Source organism: Spirosoma validum (assembly GCF_014699035.1).
GTDB lineage: Bacteria > Bacteroidota > Bacteroidia > Cytophagales > Spirosomataceae > Spirosoma > Spirosoma validum.
The window spans coordinates 211,746-227,518 of record NZ_JACXAA010000001.1 but is presented as its reverse complement, the minus strand read 5'-3'; the positions used below and the strand labels follow the sequence as shown (position 1 = coordinate 227,518).

At 49.3% G+C, this 15,773-nt stretch carries 13 protein-coding genes; 9 read left to right on the top strand and 4 right to left on the bottom strand.

The window, feature by feature from the left end; genetic code table 11:
* Positions 1-95: 95 nt before the first annotated feature.
* The 3 genes from aspS to IC230_RS00860 all read right to left on the bottom strand — a co-directional run bounded on the left by aspS (position 96) and on the right by IC230_RS00860 (position 5,078).
* Positions 96-1,865 carry an aspartate--tRNA ligase gene (gene aspS / locus IC230_RS00870; RefSeq protein WP_191037073.1) on the bottom strand — a complete coding sequence of 590 codons (1,770 nt, stop codon included), beginning with the start codon at positions 1,863-1,865 and terminating at the stop codon, positions 96-98.
* Between the two features lie 257 nt (positions 1,866-2,122).
* On the bottom strand, positions 2,123-3,247 hold the full coding sequence (locus tag IC230_RS00865) for a saccharopine dehydrogenase NADP-binding domain-containing protein (protein WP_191037072.1): 1,125 nt from the start codon (positions 3,245-3,247) through the stop codon (positions 2,123-2,125).
* A gap of 361 nt (positions 3,248-3,608) precedes the next feature.
* The gene (locus tag IC230_RS00860) at positions 3,609-5,078 is read right to left on the bottom strand and encodes an amidohydrolase (protein ID WP_191037071.1); all 1,470 of its coding nucleotides are present in this window, start codon (positions 5,076-5,078) and stop codon (positions 3,609-3,611) included.
* Between the two features lie 110 nt (positions 5,079-5,188).
* On the opposite strand from IC230_RS00860, the gene IC230_RS00855 reads away from it, so the two are divergent.
* Positions 5,189-6,151: an HNH endonuclease gene (locus tag IC230_RS00855; RefSeq protein WP_191037070.1), complete on the top strand. Its 963-nt coding sequence runs from the start codon at positions 5,189-5,191 to the stop codon at positions 6,149-6,151.
* An 81-nt stretch (positions 6,152-6,232) separates the two neighbouring features.
* Here the strand turns inward: IC230_RS00855 and IC230_RS00850 are convergent, their stop codons facing one another.
* Positions 6,233-6,826 carry a hypothetical protein gene (locus IC230_RS00850; RefSeq protein WP_191037069.1) on the bottom strand — a complete coding sequence of 198 codons (594 nt, stop codon included), beginning with the start codon at positions 6,824-6,826 and terminating at the stop codon, positions 6,233-6,235.
* Between the two features lie 171 nt (positions 6,827-6,997).
* Between IC230_RS00850 and IC230_RS00845 the strand changes: the two genes are divergently transcribed.
* The 8 genes from IC230_RS00845 (at position 6,998) to IC230_RS00810 (ending at position 15,744) form a co-directional block, all read left to right on the top strand.
* Positions 6,998-7,774 (top strand): bestrophin-like domain, encoded by a 777-nt coding sequence (locus tag IC230_RS00845; protein WP_191037068.1) that lies wholly within the window; start codon positions 6,998-7,000, stop codon positions 7,772-7,774.
* Positions 7,775-7,834: 60 nt separating this feature from the next.
* Positions 7,835-8,761 (top strand): polysaccharide deacetylase family protein, encoded by a 927-nt coding sequence (locus IC230_RS00840; protein ID WP_191037067.1) that lies wholly within the window; start codon positions 7,835-7,837, stop codon positions 8,759-8,761.
* Between the two features lie 196 nt (positions 8,762-8,957).
* Positions 8,958-9,959 (top strand): Gfo/Idh/MocA family protein, encoded by a 1,002-nt coding sequence (locus tag IC230_RS00835; RefSeq protein WP_191037066.1) that lies wholly within the window; start codon positions 8,958-8,960, stop codon positions 9,957-9,959.
* 69 nt (positions 9,960-10,028) lie between these two features.
* Positions 10,029-11,381 (top strand): Gfo/Idh/MocA family protein, encoded by a 1,353-nt coding sequence (locus IC230_RS00830; RefSeq protein ID WP_191037065.1) that lies wholly within the window; start codon positions 10,029-10,031, stop codon positions 11,379-11,381.
* Positions 11,382-11,471: 90 nt separating this feature from the next.
* Positions 11,472-12,239: a glucosamine-6-phosphate deaminase gene (locus IC230_RS00825; protein WP_191037064.1), complete on the top strand. Its 768-nt coding sequence runs from the start codon at positions 11,472-11,474 to the stop codon at positions 12,237-12,239.
* On the top strand, positions 12,239-13,423 hold the full coding sequence (locus tag IC230_RS00820) for an N-acetylglucosamine-6-phosphate deacetylase (RefSeq protein ID WP_191037063.1): 1,185 nt from the start codon (positions 12,239-12,241) through the stop codon (positions 13,421-13,423). Before IC230_RS00825 ends, IC230_RS00820 begins: the two co-directional genes overlap by 1 nt.
* Before the next feature lie 70 nt (positions 13,424-13,493).
* Positions 13,494-14,810 (top strand): sugar MFS transporter, encoded by a 1,317-nt coding sequence (locus IC230_RS00815; RefSeq protein WP_191037062.1) that lies wholly within the window; start codon positions 13,494-13,496, stop codon positions 14,808-14,810.
* A 79-nt stretch (positions 14,811-14,889) separates the two neighbouring features.
* The gene (locus tag IC230_RS00810) at positions 14,890-15,744 is read left to right on the top strand and encodes a polysaccharide deacetylase family protein (RefSeq protein ID WP_191037061.1); all 855 of its coding nucleotides are present in this window, start codon (positions 14,890-14,892) and stop codon (positions 15,742-15,744) included.
* The last annotated feature ends 29 nt before the right edge of the window (positions 15,745-15,773 follow it).

Sequence of the window (15,773 nt, the reverse complement as noted above, 5' to 3'; positions counted from 1 at the left end):
TTAGTCCGGGTAGCCGTCAGGCTAAGTTGTAATCAATATTTTTCGTTCTCTACAACTTAGCCTGACGACTACCCGGACTAAAGTCCAGGCTACCTTTATTTCGCTACGGTCGCAATTTTCAGCTCATTCAACTGCGCCTGGCTGATGACAGACGGCGAATCAATCATGACGTCGCGACCAGAGTTATTTTTCGGGAATGCAATGAAGTCACGGATGGAGTTTTCGCCACCGAAGATGGAACATAACCGATCGAAACCAAAGGCGATCCCACCGTGCGGAGGTGCACCGTATTCGAATGCATCCATCAGAAAGCCGAATTGTGCTTTCGCTTCGTCGTCCGAGAATCCCAGAATGCTGAACATCCGGGCCTGTAGATCACGATTGAAAATCCGAATCGATCCTCCACCAACTTCAGTGCCGTTGATCACCATATCGTAAGCATTGGCTCGAACGGCTCCCAGATCGCTATCCAGCAGCGGAATATCTTCCGGTTTGGGTGACGTAAAGGGATGGTGCATGGCAAACCAGCGTTGCTCTTCCTCGCCGTACTCAAGCAATGGGAAATCAAGCACCCACAACGAACTGAAGACATTTGAATCGCGTAGGCCTAAGCGGCTGCCCATCTCCAGACGTAGCTCACTCAGTTGTTTACGCGCCTTAGCTGCATCGCCCGAAATGATGAGTATCAAATCGCCGGGCTTTGCACCGAAATGAGCGGCCCACTTTTTTAGATCCTCTTCCGAATAGAACTTGTCGACCGATGATTTCAAGGAGCCATCTTCGTTATACCGAACGTAAATCAGGCCTTTCGCACCGATCTGTGGGCGTTTAATCCATTCCGTTAGCTCATCCAACTGCTTACGTGTATAGTGGGCGCAACCGGGTGCGTTAATGCCCACGACCAGTTCCGCCGAATCGAATACGCTGAAGCCTTTGCCTGACGTCATGTCAACCGTATCGAACGTACCTTTCAATTCGGTGAACTTCATGTCGAACCGCGTATCGGGTTTGTCGGAGCCATAGAACTTCATGGCGTCGGCGTAGGTCATGCGCGGCACCTCGTCCAGATCCACTCCCTTGACAGCTTTGAACAGATGCCGAATCAGTCCCTCGAACATGTTCAGAATGTCTTCCTGCTCGACGAACGACATTTCACAGTCGATCTGCGTGAATTCGGGTTGCCGATCGGCCCGGAGATCTTCGTCGCGGAAGCACTTCACAATCTGGTAGTATCGGTCAAATCCCGATACCATCAACAACTGTTTAAAGGTCTGGGGCGACTGAGGCAGGGCATAAAATTCACCCGGATTCATGCGGCTTGGCACTACGAAATCACGGGCTCCTTCAGGCGTCGATTTGATCAATACCGGCGTCTCAACCTCAATGAAATTCTGACCGTCCATGTACAACCGCGTTTGCTGCGCCATCCGATGGCGCAGTTCCAGATTCCGGCGAACCGGGTTCCGGCGCAGATCGAGGTAACGGTATTTCAGGCGCAGGTCATCGCCCCCATCGGTATCGTCTTCAATTAAAAATGGTGGCAATTTGGCCGGATTCAGTACATCCAGTGCCGTAACTTTTAATTCAATATCGCCCGTTGGCAGGTTTGGGTTCTTCGATTTCCGCTCGATGATCGTTCCCGTTGCTTTAAGCACGAATTCGCGGCCAAGCGAGCGGGCAATTGTAAAGAGTTCCGGGGCAGTTTGGCCATCTTCAAGAAGAAGTTGCGTAATGCCGTAGCGGTCGCGGAGGTCAATCCACAACACACCACCCTTATCGCGAATCGTCTGGACCCAGCCAGTCAACGTAGCAGTTTTAGTAGCGTCAGCAAGGCGGAGTTCACCGCAAGTGTGCGTTCGAAGCATTTCTAATGAGTGAATTTTGAATGAACGGTCCGTCGTCGCGGTGAATGTTCGAATGGGAACAGCTATAAACTATTCTGGCAGTCAACATTCTACCATTCAATCATTGAGATTGGCCGCAAAGGTACGGACTTCGACCGCAACGGGCAAAGTAATCTCAATAACATCCGGTCGCTTGAAACCCCTAAATCCCCAAAGCGAACTTTGCCCTTTCTTGAACAACGTTCGCTTTAAGGGATTTAGGGGTTTTGAAGGGTTTCTTAAGAAAAACTTACGGAAGAAGTTGCCCTGATAGGGATGAAGTTGAGTTCTGGAACCGGACGGGATTTGCGGGCGACAATGGCGCGTCTGAAAATAGCTTTCCCAAAGCTATGATCGGGTGCCAGACCGAAGCCGAGATGCGAAAAGCGGTGGGCTAACGTACTGATGTATTCAGCTTGCGCCAATGTAGGGGTATCCACACTAAAATTACCCGGATAACGTGCCTGGGCCAATAGCATCGTTTCGGCCAGACGAGCGTAGGAAATGCCATTGGGAAGTCCAATTGACCGCTGGTGAAAACGAAGATTCGGGGTAGCAACTAACCCGCCGTCAATGACCGTTACGTCGGGACGCTTCGTCAACAGCGACGGTTGCGTGTTACGTACCTGCGTATCGTCCAGAACCACCGCGCCGACTTTTAGATGATGTGCTTGCAGGGTGTGCTCTACGGCACTGGCAAGAACCACAACAATATCCGCCTGTTTTACTTTGTCGACTTGCTGAGATACGGTGTAGTCCACAGATGAGTTGACCGAGCGCATATCAGCCGCCAAACGATAAAGCCGGTGGCTGTTGCCATCGATGAGCAAATACCTGACGTCGTCCTGATGTTTAGCCAATAACGTACTGACTAACCTGCCTACGCTGCCTGTAGCCCCTAGTAAAGCCACTACTGGCTTAGGATTATGACACTCACGAATCAGTTGGGATAGTCGTTGCCAGAGCATGACTGACGTGTAGGTATTTCCATTCGTGACCGGTAAATACGGATTTGCGTTCACTCGCTTGCCATCCTGCGTTATCGATGATATAAGACCACTTAAGCCCATAATTTCAGCCCCTTTCGACGCGGCCAGCGCTAGCGCTTCTTCAATACAAGGAACCATTTCGTTTTGCTGCTTCAGCAGTTGCTGACCTGTATACGGTAGCATGATGATATGACCTTCAGGCTCGGTAGCATTCGGTGTCAGGGTTACGTCGCTCCAGATAAACGGCGCCAGTGGACGGTTACGTAGTGCCAGTCGATACACCGCGTCCGGAATCCAGCCGAGCGGAGTCGCCAGTGCCCTAAGGTCTTTTCGATAACTATTGCGGAGGTGAACCAGAAACGCGAACTTTTTCATGAGCTTGATTCCAGTAGGGAGGACTAAACGTGTAAATACGTTAGTCGAGATAAGGGGTTCTACTGGAAACAAAGAAGCGAAACCCCCTAAATCCTCGAAGGGGACTTTGCTCATTTTTAGGCAAAATTCCCTGAAGGGCAGGGCGGTTAACTTCTGATTGTCAACCCTAAAAGGGTGTAATCTTTATAGAAAAAGTAACCACCAATATAGCTAGAACCCCGGAGGAATGACATGATGCCACCCCTCCGGGGTTCTAGCTATATTGGTGGTTACTTTTTCTGCTTATTTCTACAATGATTTCGTCCCTACGGGATTAGCACTTAACAGCCCTGCCCCTCCAGAAGATTTAGGGGTTTATCTATTACTTCCGATAATCCAACGCTGGTTTTCGATTGCCCAGCAGCGCTTCGTATTTAAAATCAGCACCACGTTTCTGAGTCCATTCAGCACGGGCTTTTTCGATGAGCGTTGGCGTTTTGTACAGATCCAGTGCGGTCATAGCCAGGGTTTTGGCCGCAACGAGCATACCTTTCTGCCCAATGGTCATACCACTGGCCGCTGTTGATTGCCAGCTATGCGCTGATGAACCCGGTACCCACGTAGCGGTCGATAAACCAACCGTTGGTACCACCCAGCTTACATCACCAACATCGGTAGACGCGCTGCTGGTTGTGGTTTCGGACGCCGTACGGAAATCGTTTATTTTGGCCGCACTCTCAATCGGTACCTTCGGACCGTTGAAGGTTTCACTGATCTTTTTAGCAAACTCTGTTTCCTCGGGTGTGTAATTGATACCACCGACGGTTTGCAGATTCTGATGCATGGCCTCTGCCAGTGTTACGTTCGGGAGCAGGTTATAGACGCCACCCAGTACTTCCCATTCCACTTGCGTACCTGTTCCTTTAGCAGCTCCTTCGGCGGCATTTTCAATCCGCTTCCAGACGCTTTGGAGTATGTCGCGATCTTTGTGACGAGCATAATAATAGACTTCTGCAAAAGCCGGTACTACATTCGGCGCTTCGCCACCGCGCGTAATAACGTAGTGAATGCGGGTATCCGACGGAATGTGTTCACGCATCATGTTGACCATATAATCCATGGCTTCGACACCGTCCAGCGCCGACCGGCCTCGTTCGGGCGAAGCGGCAGCGTGGGCCGCAATGCCTTTAAAGCGAAACTTGGCATTTTTATTCGCCAGCGACGAACTGGCATCGGCCGCATTCTGAGCGCCGGGGTGCCAGTGTAACACGACATCGACATCGTTGAACAGACCTTCACGCACCATGTATACTTTTCCCGACCCCCCTTCTTCGGCAGGGCAACCGTAAATTCTGATCGTTCCTGTATGCCCCGATCTCTTAAGCCAGTCTTTCACCTCGACAGCCGCTGCGACCGAAGCTGTCCCAAACAGGTTATGACCGCACCCATGACCGCCTTTCTGACCCGCAATAGGTGTAAAATCAGGTTTTGCTTCTGTGGCCAGGCCGGGCAGTGCATCGTATTCACCCAGAATCCCGATAACGGGTTTACCTGATCCATACGTGGCGACAAAGGCCGTTGGAATTCCCGCTACGCCCGTTTTTACGTCGAACCCTTCTTTCTTTAACTGTTCTTCCAGCAGGTTCGAACTTTTTTCTTCCTGGTAACCCAGTTCAGCAAAATCCCAGATTTGCTTCGAGATACCCGCGTATTCGGGAAACCGCTTATCCAGGTCAGCAATAACAGTTTTCTTATCGGGGTCGACGGCGGGTGTAGCTGCTTTCTTTGCTTTTGGCTGCGCTACGACAAGCAACGGCAGCAGAAGAGCTGCTGTGAGGAATTGTGTTTTCATTTAAGTCGTATTCGGGTAATTGAGTTGTAAACCAATAAAAATAGGGCAAAAAGGGCAGGTCGGCAATATAATTTAAGCAAGATTTGCTTTAGTACGTAATTCCCGAAAGTATGTCTACCTCATTTGACCAGGCTCAATTAACCATTTACACTCGAAAATTTACCAAGCTTAAACAGGGTAGTACGCCCTATGGTAAAGCTCCTCATAAACCCGTTTTCCTGCTTACGCTCCTCGAATTGATTGACAAGCGGCTGATTACCGACAACCACGTAACAGTTACCCCCGAATTGGTCGCTACGTTTAAAGAAAACTTCTCGTTGCTAGTCAAAACAGCTCACAAAGACGACTTTACACAACCGTTTTTCTACCTACAGAGTGATGGCTTCTGGTTTCTAAAAAATAAGACAGGCGAGTTGCTTAATACGTATATCCGTAGCGTTCAAACACTCAGTGATCGGCTTAACTACGGCTATTTCGCTGATGATCTATTCGATCTACTAGCTAATGACTACGCTCGACTGCATCTCAGAAATACTCTGCTTGACTACTATTTCACCGATATTAAGACCGAATTTCTACGTATCAAAAATGCTGGCCGTAGTTATCTACAGGATTTGGAAACGCATTTGTTGAATGAGAGGGAAGCGTCCTACATGCCCCTGCAAGTTACTGAAGACGAGGAAACACGATTTGTTCGGGGTGGCCTGTTCAAGAAATTAGTGCCGAAAGTATACGATTTCACATGCGCTATTTCGGGTATGAAAGTGATTGCCGTTGATGGCTCCTCACTGGTGGAAGCGTGTCACATCGTCCCCATCAGCGTAGCGGGCGACGATAAAGTCACGAACGGAATTGCCCTTTGCCCAAATCTACACACCGCCTTCGACCGGGGCATGATTAGCGTAGATGAGCAATTACGTGTCGTAGTCTCGCCCTCATTGGCTGACAACGTAGCGAGTCCATACAATCTAAAACAGTTTCAGGGTCAGCCGTTACGTCTGCCATTTGGAGAAATGCATTACCCGAAAATAGAGAGTTTTCGGTGGCACATGCGGGAGCGATTTAAAGAATAAAAAGTGTTCTCGTTTAGGACAACGCCGGAGCCAAATACTCCTATACAGGCTGAATCGTTAGAAACGTGTTATTCCTGGTAGTTAGTGATTCCATTTCAGACCAGTTGTTTTAAACGTGATCTGTCGTTTACCCTGTCCTGCAAACTCAACGTCGACAACCATGTTTCGGGCGGCTTTCATTTTGTTGATCAGCGTTTGTTCGGAGTTGAAAAAGACAATGTTAGCACTGCCGTTTTCGGCTGCCAAGAAGGCATACGTCATGGGTGGGCCACCATCAAAACGAACGCGGGCTTTGCCCTCCTGAAAACTTCGATTGAATTGCCCCTTCGATACCTGGATGTATACATGCGTGTCCGTCTCGCGTTTGCGAATGGTCATCGTCGCTGTAGAACCTCCGTTATAAGGAAAATCGAACTCGAGTAGAGTAGGGGAAATGATCGACGCCTTATACACAGTACGTCCTTCTTTATCGACCTTTTTCTCATAGTGCCACGCATTGCTACCCGCAACAGCACCGTTTTGAGGAGTTGGTTTATCTGGTAAAGCGTCAACCGGTCGTGTAGCGGTATTTACGCTGGTGTTAATCGAGTCGGCGGCTTTGTTCTGCGTTGATTTTTCATTGCCAGAACAAGCTACAACAGTCAGCAGGCTAAGTACGTAAAGTAAGACCTTCATAGAGGCTAATATAGTATTTTGGGTATTTCCAGGAGACGATTTGTCTTGTGTGCGACATCAACGGAGTGCCGAAATGCGGATAATGGATTGATACGTATGAGGTTATAAAACGTTCTGGCGAGTAAAAGTTTTCTATTTTTGGTCTGTACTTACCCCATCCGATTCTTTACCATGCTTTACGCTAATGGAACGTCGGCTATCGTGATTGCTTTCGTTCTTTTTCTGCTCATGCTAACCGTTCATTGGGCTGGTTTACGAGTACGCTTACTTCGCCGTCGGCAACGACCTGATGAGACTATAAATGGCGGTAGCATCGAAGGCTCTTTACTAGGGTTATTGGCCTTGCTGCTGGCCTTCACGTTTAGTATGGCGAATGAGCGCTACGATACCCGGCGAGCCGTTATTATTCAGGAAGCGAATGCTATTGGTACAGCCGTGCTCCGTGCTGATCTGTATCCAGACACAACGCGCCAACAATTTCGGGCTGATTTTAAGCAGTATGTCGAAGCCAGGATTTCCTATTACACCGCAGGCGTTGATTCTGATCGCATTCAGGCGGCTGTACGTCAATCTGACCAGTATTCGGCGGTCATCTGGGCGCGGGCTACGAGGCTATCTCGCCAAACAAATAACCTACTACCAGCTAACCTGATGATTCCGGCGCTAAACGACATGATTGATGTGGTCACCACGCGCGACGCTGCGTTAATTGCCCAGATTCCCGCGTCAATTATGTATGTATTAATAAGCTTATGTCTGGTGGGTAGTTTTATCATTGGCTATATGGCTGAGAAATCAGACTGGATGCTGACGATCTGTTTTGCTTTTATGACCGCCCTGTCGATTTACCTGATCCTGGACCTCGACCGACCCCGCCAGGGCCTGATCACCACCGACGCTATGCATCAGAAAATGGTAGACTTACGGGCAATGTTTCCGGAGAAATAAAGTTCTCATTTAAATGCCGAGTCGTCACTTTTTCTTAAGTTTGGGGTATATTTTCGATTTATGTTCATTCGTCAAACAGTATCTTTTGCAGCGGCTATTTGCCTGTCTGTTTTAGTAGTTAGTGGTCTAACAGGTTGTCAGTCAAAGGGTTCGTCTTCAGAGGCCACGACTTCTTCTGATTCAGCCGCTGCGAGTTCATCTTCTAAAGAAACAGCTGCAACCACCACTTCAGCGCCCGATCCGAGTTCGATTCCTGCCAGTAAAATTGCCGATGCGGCTAAGATTCTGGCTCGTCCGCAGGTGCCTATTCTGTGCTATCACCAGGTTCGCGATTGGCGCGCCAGTGATTCCAAAAGCGCCAAGGATTACATTATTCCCGTGGCGGCTTTTAAGGAACAGATGCAGATGCTGGCCGATAGCGGCTACCATACGATTCTGCCTGACCAGCTGTATGCGTATATGACTACGGGTGCGCCCTTACCACCCAAACCGTTTATGCTTACCTTCGATGATGGCGATCTGGATCAGTACGAAGTAGCCGCTCCCGAGCTTGAAAAACACGGTTTCAAGGGTACGTTCTTCATCATGACCGTAGCGATTGGCCGGCGGGGAAAACAGCCGTATATGGACAAAACCCAGATCAAAGACTTAGCTGATCGGGGGCATACCATCGGGGCGCATACCTGGGACCATCACAATGTGAAAAAATACCAGGGCGATGACTGGAAAATTCAGCTGGAAGAGCCAAAAGCTAAGCTGGAAACCATTACCGGTAAACCCGTTCGGTATTTCGCTTATCCGTTCGGTTTATGGAATAAACCTGCGTTGCCTGAGATCCAAAAGCGTGGGTATGCAGCCGCTTTTACGCTGGCCGACAAACGCGACGATCAAATGCCGCTTTACACCGTTCGACGGATCATTGCGGGGGGGCAATGGAAAGCGACAACCATGTATCGGAACATGATTCAGAGTTTCGACGATAAATAATGCGTTATTATTGATAAATAAGAAAAGCGGCTATAAAGTCGCTTTTCTTATTTTAGGAGAAAATGCTGGTTTACTGAGTATTTTTTTGAGAAGTCTGCTTAACTTGACTTTGCTGGGAGTATAATTCGCCAAAACCCATCTCTACAACCAGGTAAGGCAATAAAAAACGGCTGTGAACCCCTCCTAAATTCGTTTTATGAATCCATCGTATACACGAAGAACTTTCGTTAAGAGTATAACTGCCACAGCGCTAAGCCTGAGTTTGCCGGACATGCCTCCACGAATGCTGGCACCCGGTAAACGCGTTGGGATTATCGGGCTCGATACGTCGCACAGTACCGCTTTCACGAAAGTACTCAATGCTTCCGACGCTCCTGCCGATTACAAAGGCTATCGGGTGGTTGCGGCTTATCCATGTGGTAGCAAAGACATTGAGTCGAGCGCTTCTCGGATTCCTGGCTATAGCGAAGAGGTAAAAAAAGCGGGTGTAGAACTAGTCAACTCGATCGATGAATTGTTAGGGAAAGTTGATGTTGTGCTGCTGGAAACCAACGATGGGCGATTGCATCTGGAACAGGCTACGCAGGTTCTGAAAACGGGTAAACGACTGTTCATCGATAAACCGATCGCAGCCTCACTAGCCGATGCCGTAGCCATTTTCAAAACGGCAAAAAAATATAACGTTCCCATTTTTACGTCGTCGTCCCTGCGGTATATAAAGGGCGTTGAAGGGCTGAACAAAAGCCAGGTGCTTGGCGCGGATACGTTTAGTCCCGCCAAATTGGAGAAGACCCACCCGGATCTTTTCTGGTATGGTATACATGGTGTAGAGACCTTGTTTACCGTTATGGGTCGGGGTTGTAAGCAAGTCGTTCGCGTTCACACCGAGAACACAGACGTAGTGGTTGGCACCTGGGCGGATGGTCGGATTGGTACCTTTCGCGGAACCCGAACCGGCAAAGCGGAATATGGCGGAACCGTCTACGGCGAAAACGGCAACGTAGTATTAGGGCCATACATGGGTTACGAACCGTTGCTACGTGAAATCATCCACTATTTTGACACGGGAATCACACCGGTCACGCCCGAAGAAACGCTGGAAATTTTTGCGTTTATGGAAGCGGCTGACGAAAGCAAACGGCAGGGCGGAGTTCCGATTAAGTTGGAGAACGTCATGAGTAAAGTCGGTCGGCTATAGGATAGATAGCCTTAATTAGAAATAGATTCGTACTATGTATAGTCAGTTCATTTTACCAGTTTTGAGGAAATGAAAACGCCAATCGACTCTCGCCGGGAGTTTATCAGGAAAACGGTAACGAGTGCTACAGCTTTGTCGATCGGTGGTATCCTGCCCGGTTTCAGCGCCCGAAGTTATACCAACATTATAGGGGCTAACGAACGTATACAGGTTGGCGTTATGGGGGTTAATAGCCGTGGGTTGGCCTTAGCCAGTAATTACGCACTTCAACCGAATTGCGAGGTAATGTACATCTCCGACGTTGATTCGCGGGCGGCCGATAAGTGCATGTCAACGGTAGAAGGAATTCAGAAAAAGAGACCGAAAGCCCAGCCCGATTTTCGGAAAGCGCTGGAAGATAAGGATATGGACGCGCTGGTGATTGCCGCTCCCGATCATTGGCACGCACCTGCCGCCATTCTGGCGTCGAAAGCAGGCAAGCACGTTTATCTGGAAAAACCCTGTAGCCACAACCCAAATGAAGGGGAGTTACTGGTAAAGGTGGCTGCCAAGTACAAAAATGTTATCCAGATGGGAAATCAGCGCCGGACGTGGCCGAACGTAGCTGCGGCCATCACTGAACTCAAAAATGGCGTGATTGGTCGGCCCTACTTTGCGAAAGGCTGGTATACCAACAACCGGCCGTCGATGGGCATCGGCAAGACAACGGCGGTACCGTCGTGGCTGGATTACGAACTGTGGCAGGGACCGGCTCCGCGTCAGGCGTTTAAGGATAACCTGATTCACTATAACTGGCATTGGCGCTGGCACTGGGGTACGGGTGAGTGCCTCAACAACGGTACGCACATGGTTGATCTGATGCGCTGGGGACTGGGCGTTGATTACCCAACGCGCGTTACGTCGTCGGGTGGGCGTTATCGCTATCAGGACGACTGGGAAACCCCCGATACGCAAGTCGTTACTCTGGAATTCGCGAACAATACTAATATGACCTGGGAGGGCAGAAGTTGCAATGGCCGAACGGTAGAGGGCAACAGTGTTGGCGTGATTTTTTACGGAGAAACCGGCTCACTCCTGATTGAAAGCGGTAACTCGTATAAAATCTTCGATCTGGAAAATAAGCTGGTCAAAGAAACGAAGAATGACCTGCCCATCGACCCGCGCGACCGAATGAATCCGTCGCAAAAGCTGGACGCATTCCACATTCAGAACTTTTTCGACGGGATCAAGAAAGGAACGCCGTTGGCATCGGATATTCTGAGCGGTCACAAGAGTACGTTGTTGTGTCAATTGGGCAACATTGCGCTACGTTCGGGTGATGCACTTCGGATTGACCCGACCAACGGCCACATCAAGGATAATCCAAAGGCTATGAAATATTGGCAGCGAACGTACCAAAAAGGCTGGGAGCCAACTGTTTAGTACTAGTTAACGTAGCGTGGGTCTTCAACCCGCGTAGCCTACCCCTACGCGGGTTGAAGACCCACGCTGCATAAATCAAAACGAATAGGCATGAGTGAAATAAGCCAGCAGGTGGATGCCCTGCAAGTGCGTGTTTTTGAGACAAGAAAGGCCATGGGTACGGCCGCCGGACAGGACGTAGTGGCTAAAATAAACGAACTGTTACGCGAAAAAGAAGTCCTTCGGATTGTTTTTGCCGCTGCCCCTTCCCAGAACGAACTCCTGGAATATCTAGCCACTACTAAGGATATCGACTGGTCTCGCATTGACGTGTTTCACATGGACGAATACGTTGGTCTGTCAGCTGATGCGCCCCAACGGTTTGGTCATTTCCTGACTGAGAAGCTATTCGCGGTCGTGAAGCCCCGAACGGTTTATCTGATCGATGATTCGGCGGGGGCTGATAGAGCCTGCGAACAGTATGCACACCTGTTAAGCCAGGCTCCTATTGATATTGTTTGCCTGGGTATCGGCGAAAATGGTCATCTCGCCTTTAACGATCCACCTGTGGCTGATTTTAATGATTCAGAAATCATTAAGCGCGTACAACTCGATTCGATTTGTCGACAGCAACAAGTGAATGACGGCTGTTTCCCCACGTTTGACGACGTACCAGCAGAAGCGCTGACGTTAACCATTCCTACTTTGCTGGCTGGGCAGCATTTATTCTGCGTGGTGCCTGGAAAAACGAAGCATGACGCAATACAGAATACGCTGTATGGGCCGATCACAACGGCCTGCCCGGCCTCCATTTTGCGCCAGCATCCCGACTGTACGCTATACGTAGATCAGGATTCTTATGGTCAACCTGTTGCGTGATGAAATCAGCACACACACTCCCGAGCCAGTTTGTCTGTGGAAGGCATTACCAAACGGGTGAGCCTTTGATCATTACGTGGCAAGCTGGTGTGATCAGTCAGATTGAGTCGCTGACTGAACCACAAACGGATCTGCCGCTCATTGGGCCTGGTTTAACGGATTTACAGGTCAACGGTTTCCGGGGTGTGGATGTGAACAGTGATACGCTGGCCGTAGAGGATGTTGAAGCCCTGACTCAGTCGCTGTGGAGTTGTGGCGTTACGTCCTATCTGCCAACGGTGATTACCAATTCTGATAGCCGAATCAAAACGGCTTTGCAAACGATTCGGGAAGCCTGCGAGCGTTTTCCAATGGTTAAGAAGAGCATCGCTGGAATACACCTGGAAGGGCCGTTCATTTCGCCCCAGGATGGACCCGTGGGTGCACACCCCAAAGCCTACGTCAAAGCACCGGACTGGTCGCTTTTTGAGGAATTTTTGAACGCGTCGGGGCATCAGATCAGAATAGTTACGGTATCCCCGGAATGGCCGGAGTCCACCGATTTTATCCGGAATTGTGTAGCGGCTGGTGTTATCGTTTCGATTGGCCACACAGCCGCTACGTCGGAACAAATTCGGGATGCGGTTGCGGCTGGTGCGCGACTGTCTACGCATTTAGGAAATGGTTCGCATCTGGTATTGCCCCGCCATCCGAATTATATCTGGGAACAATTGGCGCAGGATGAACTAACAGCCTGTGTAATTGCCGACGGCTTTCATTTGCCGGACGCCGTGTTGAAAGTGATTATGAGAGTAAAGCAGGGTCGAACGTTACTGGTCAGCGACAGTGTCGGTCTGGCCGGTTGCCCGCCGGGTCAATACAGCACGCACATTGGCGATAACGTAGTACTAACGGAGGAAGGTAAGCTCCATCTGGCAGGCAAACCTAACGTACTGGCGGGTTCAGCTCAGCCGCTGATCTGGGGTGTTCAGCATTTACGACAACGCCAGTTAAGTCCATTAGATACCGCCTGGGATATGGCTTCAGTATTACCTAGCCGTTTTCTGGGCTTGCCTCAACAGCAAGGTTTGGCAATAGGTGCTCCCGCTGATTTAGTTGTTTTTGAACAAACGAATGCGGAACTGCAGATTCTTGAAACGTATAAAGCTGGTCAGAAGGTCTATCAGCGTCAGTATCAACTTTGATAAACCGGGCCGCTGATGCGGTTTTAAATTTTGTCAAAGCTTAAATCTCAAGCCGTAAAAACACACCCACATGATCACTTCAGACACCATAGACAGCCAGGTCGCTCCGCCCCGAAATACAACGGGTTCTATCGTGATTATTGGCGTTATGTTTTTCATTTTCGGCTTTGTTACCTGGATCAACTCCATCCTGATTCCGTATTTCAAAATTGCCTGTGAGTTGACGCATTTTCAATCGTATCTGGTTGCCTTCGCGTTCTACATTTCGTACCTGGTTATGTCGATGCCCGCAGCGCTGTTGTTGAAGAAAGTAGGATTCAAGCAGGGGATGATGGTGGGTTTCTTCATCATGTCGCTGGGGGCATTGCTATTTATTCCGGCGGCCTACACCCGAACGTATTTTTTGTTTCTGACGGGATTGTTCACCATCGGCACGGGTCTGGCCGTTCTGCAAACCGCTTCGAATCCCTACGTAACGATTTTAGGACCCATCGAGCGGGCAGCCCAGCGGATGAGCATCATGGGTATCTGCAACAAAACAGCTGGGATCATCGCCCCATTGCTGTTTGCCGCTGTTATTCTGAAAGCATCGGATGCCGATTTGTTTAAGCAGTTACCGCTTATGACACCTGGTGATCGGGCCGTAGCGCTGGATGAACTGATTCGGCGGGTCATTGTGCCCTATGCCTGCGTAGGGGCTGTGCTCTTTGGTCTGGGCCTGTTTATCCGCTTTTCGCCACTGCCCGAAATTGATACCGAAAACGAACCTGAAGAACTGACTGCCGCCAATGCTGACAAAACCAGTATTCTTCACTTCCCGCATCTGGTACTGGGTGCGCTTGCCATTTTTTTTCACGTTGGTTCGCAGGTAATTGCGATTGATACGATCATTGGGTATGCCAGTTCGATGAATATTTCGCTGCTGGAAGCCAAAGGATTTCCGGCTTATATTCTGTTCATGACCATTTGTGGCTACGTTGTTGGCATCATCACCATTCCCCGATTTATTCAGCAGGTAAACGCACTACGTATCTGTACAGGTCTGGGTTTAGTGTTGAGCCTGGCAATTTTATTTTCGCATGGCGAAGTCAGCTTACTAGGGCACCGATCGGACGTATCACTCTGGTTTCTGGTTAGTTTAGGGCTGGCTAATTCGCTGGTATGGGCGGGCATCTGGCCGCTGGCGCTGGCAAGGTTGGGGCGTTTTACGAAAGCGGGTGCTTCCCTGATGATTATGGGCCTGTGCGGCAATGCCATCATGCCGCTGATCTACGGATACCTGGCAGATGCGTTCACGTTACGTCAGGCTTACTGGATCTTGGTACCTTGTTATCTCTATTTACTTTTTTACGCTATGTATGGACATAATTTGAAACGATGGCGGTGAATAGTTGATATGATCAAACGAACTTAAACGGCTTGGTTCGGCTCCTGCGGGGTCGAACAGGAAAACCCTTTTATAACGGATGAAACCATCGCTTTTATTTTTCTGGGCAACCCTGCTGACGTTACGTCTTGCGACTGCTCAAACTAACCCGCCCCGTCTGATTATTCGTGGCGATGATATGGGGTATTCACACGCAGGTAATGAAGCGATTTTGACATGCTATAAAGAAGGTATCGAAAAATCGATTGAAGTACTTGTTCCGTCGCCCTGGTTCCCAGAAGCCGTTGAGATGTTGAAGCAAATTCCGGATGCCGATATTGGCGTTCATTTAACACTGACCAGTGAGTGGGATAATATCAAATGGCGTCCATTATCGGATTGCCCTAGTTTGCGCGATGCGGATGGCTATTTTTATCCGATGATACGTCCCAATAAAGATTATCCGAAACGATCCGTCGTTGAAAATGACTGGAAACTAGCCGATATTGAAAAAGAATTCCGGGCGCAGATTGAACTGGCGATGAAGAAAATTCCCCGGATCAGCCATTTCTCGGGCCATATGGGCTGCACTAGTTTGAATGATGAGGTGAAAGACTTGGTAAAGAAGCTGGCGCAGGAATACCACATTAAACACACTGACATGAGCCTTCGGGACGCGGGCGTTACGTATACGGGCTATGTTGGGGCGCACGTAACAGCGGAAGAAAAACTACAGAGTTTTACAAAAATGCTTGAAAGCCTCGAGCCCGGAAAAACGTATCTGTTTGTCGATCACCCCGGCCTAAATACGCCCGAAGTACAGGCCATTCATCACATTGGCTACGAGAACGTTGCTGCTGATCGGCAGGGTGTGACGGATATCTGGACAAATCCGCGGGTGAAGCAACTCATCAAGGACAAAAGGATTCAGTTGATTGGCTACAACCAGTTATAACATGTTATTGATCAGTACGAAATTTTTTC

Coding starts and splice junctions, on each gene's coding strand:
- IC230_RS00830 (WP_191037065.1), top strand. CDS start 10,029: ATGAAAACGCCAATCGACTCTCGCCGGGAGTTTATCAGGAAAACGGTA.
- aspS (WP_191037073.1), bottom strand. CDS start 1,865: ATGCTTCGAACGCACACTTGCGGTGAACTCCGCCTTGCTGACGCTACT.
- IC230_RS00820 (WP_191037063.1), top strand. CDS start 12,239: ATGAAATCAGCACACACACTCCCGAGCCAGTTTGTCTGTGGAAGGCAT.
- IC230_RS00840 (WP_191037067.1), top strand. CDS start 7,835: ATGTTCATTCGTCAAACAGTATCTTTTGCAGCGGCTATTTGCCTGTCT.
- IC230_RS00810 (WP_191037061.1), top strand. CDS start 14,890: ATGAAACCATCGCTTTTATTTTTCTGGGCAACCCTGCTGACGTTACGT.
- IC230_RS00855 (WP_191037070.1), top strand. CDS start 5,189: ATGTCTACCTCATTTGACCAGGCTCAATTAACCATTTACACTCGAAAA.
- IC230_RS00825 (WP_191037064.1), top strand. CDS start 11,472: ATGAGTGAAATAAGCCAGCAGGTGGATGCCCTGCAAGTGCGTGTTTTT.
- IC230_RS00865 (WP_191037072.1), bottom strand. CDS start 3,247: ATGAAAAAGTTCGCGTTTCTGGTTCACCTCCGCAATAGTTATCGAAAA.
- IC230_RS00835 (WP_191037066.1), top strand. CDS start 8,958: ATGAATCCATCGTATACACGAAGAACTTTCGTTAAGAGTATAACTGCC.
- IC230_RS00815 (WP_191037062.1), top strand. CDS start 13,494: ATGATCACTTCAGACACCATAGACAGCCAGGTCGCTCCGCCCCGAAAT.
- IC230_RS00850 (WP_191037069.1), bottom strand. CDS start 6,826: ATGAAGGTCTTACTTTACGTACTTAGCCTGCTGACTGTTGTAGCTTGT.
- IC230_RS00845 (WP_191037068.1), top strand. CDS start 6,998: ATGCTTTACGCTAATGGAACGTCGGCTATCGTGATTGCTTTCGTTCTT.
- IC230_RS00860 (WP_191037071.1), bottom strand. CDS start 5,078: ATGAAAACACAATTCCTCACAGCAGCTCTTCTGCTGCCGTTGCTTGTC.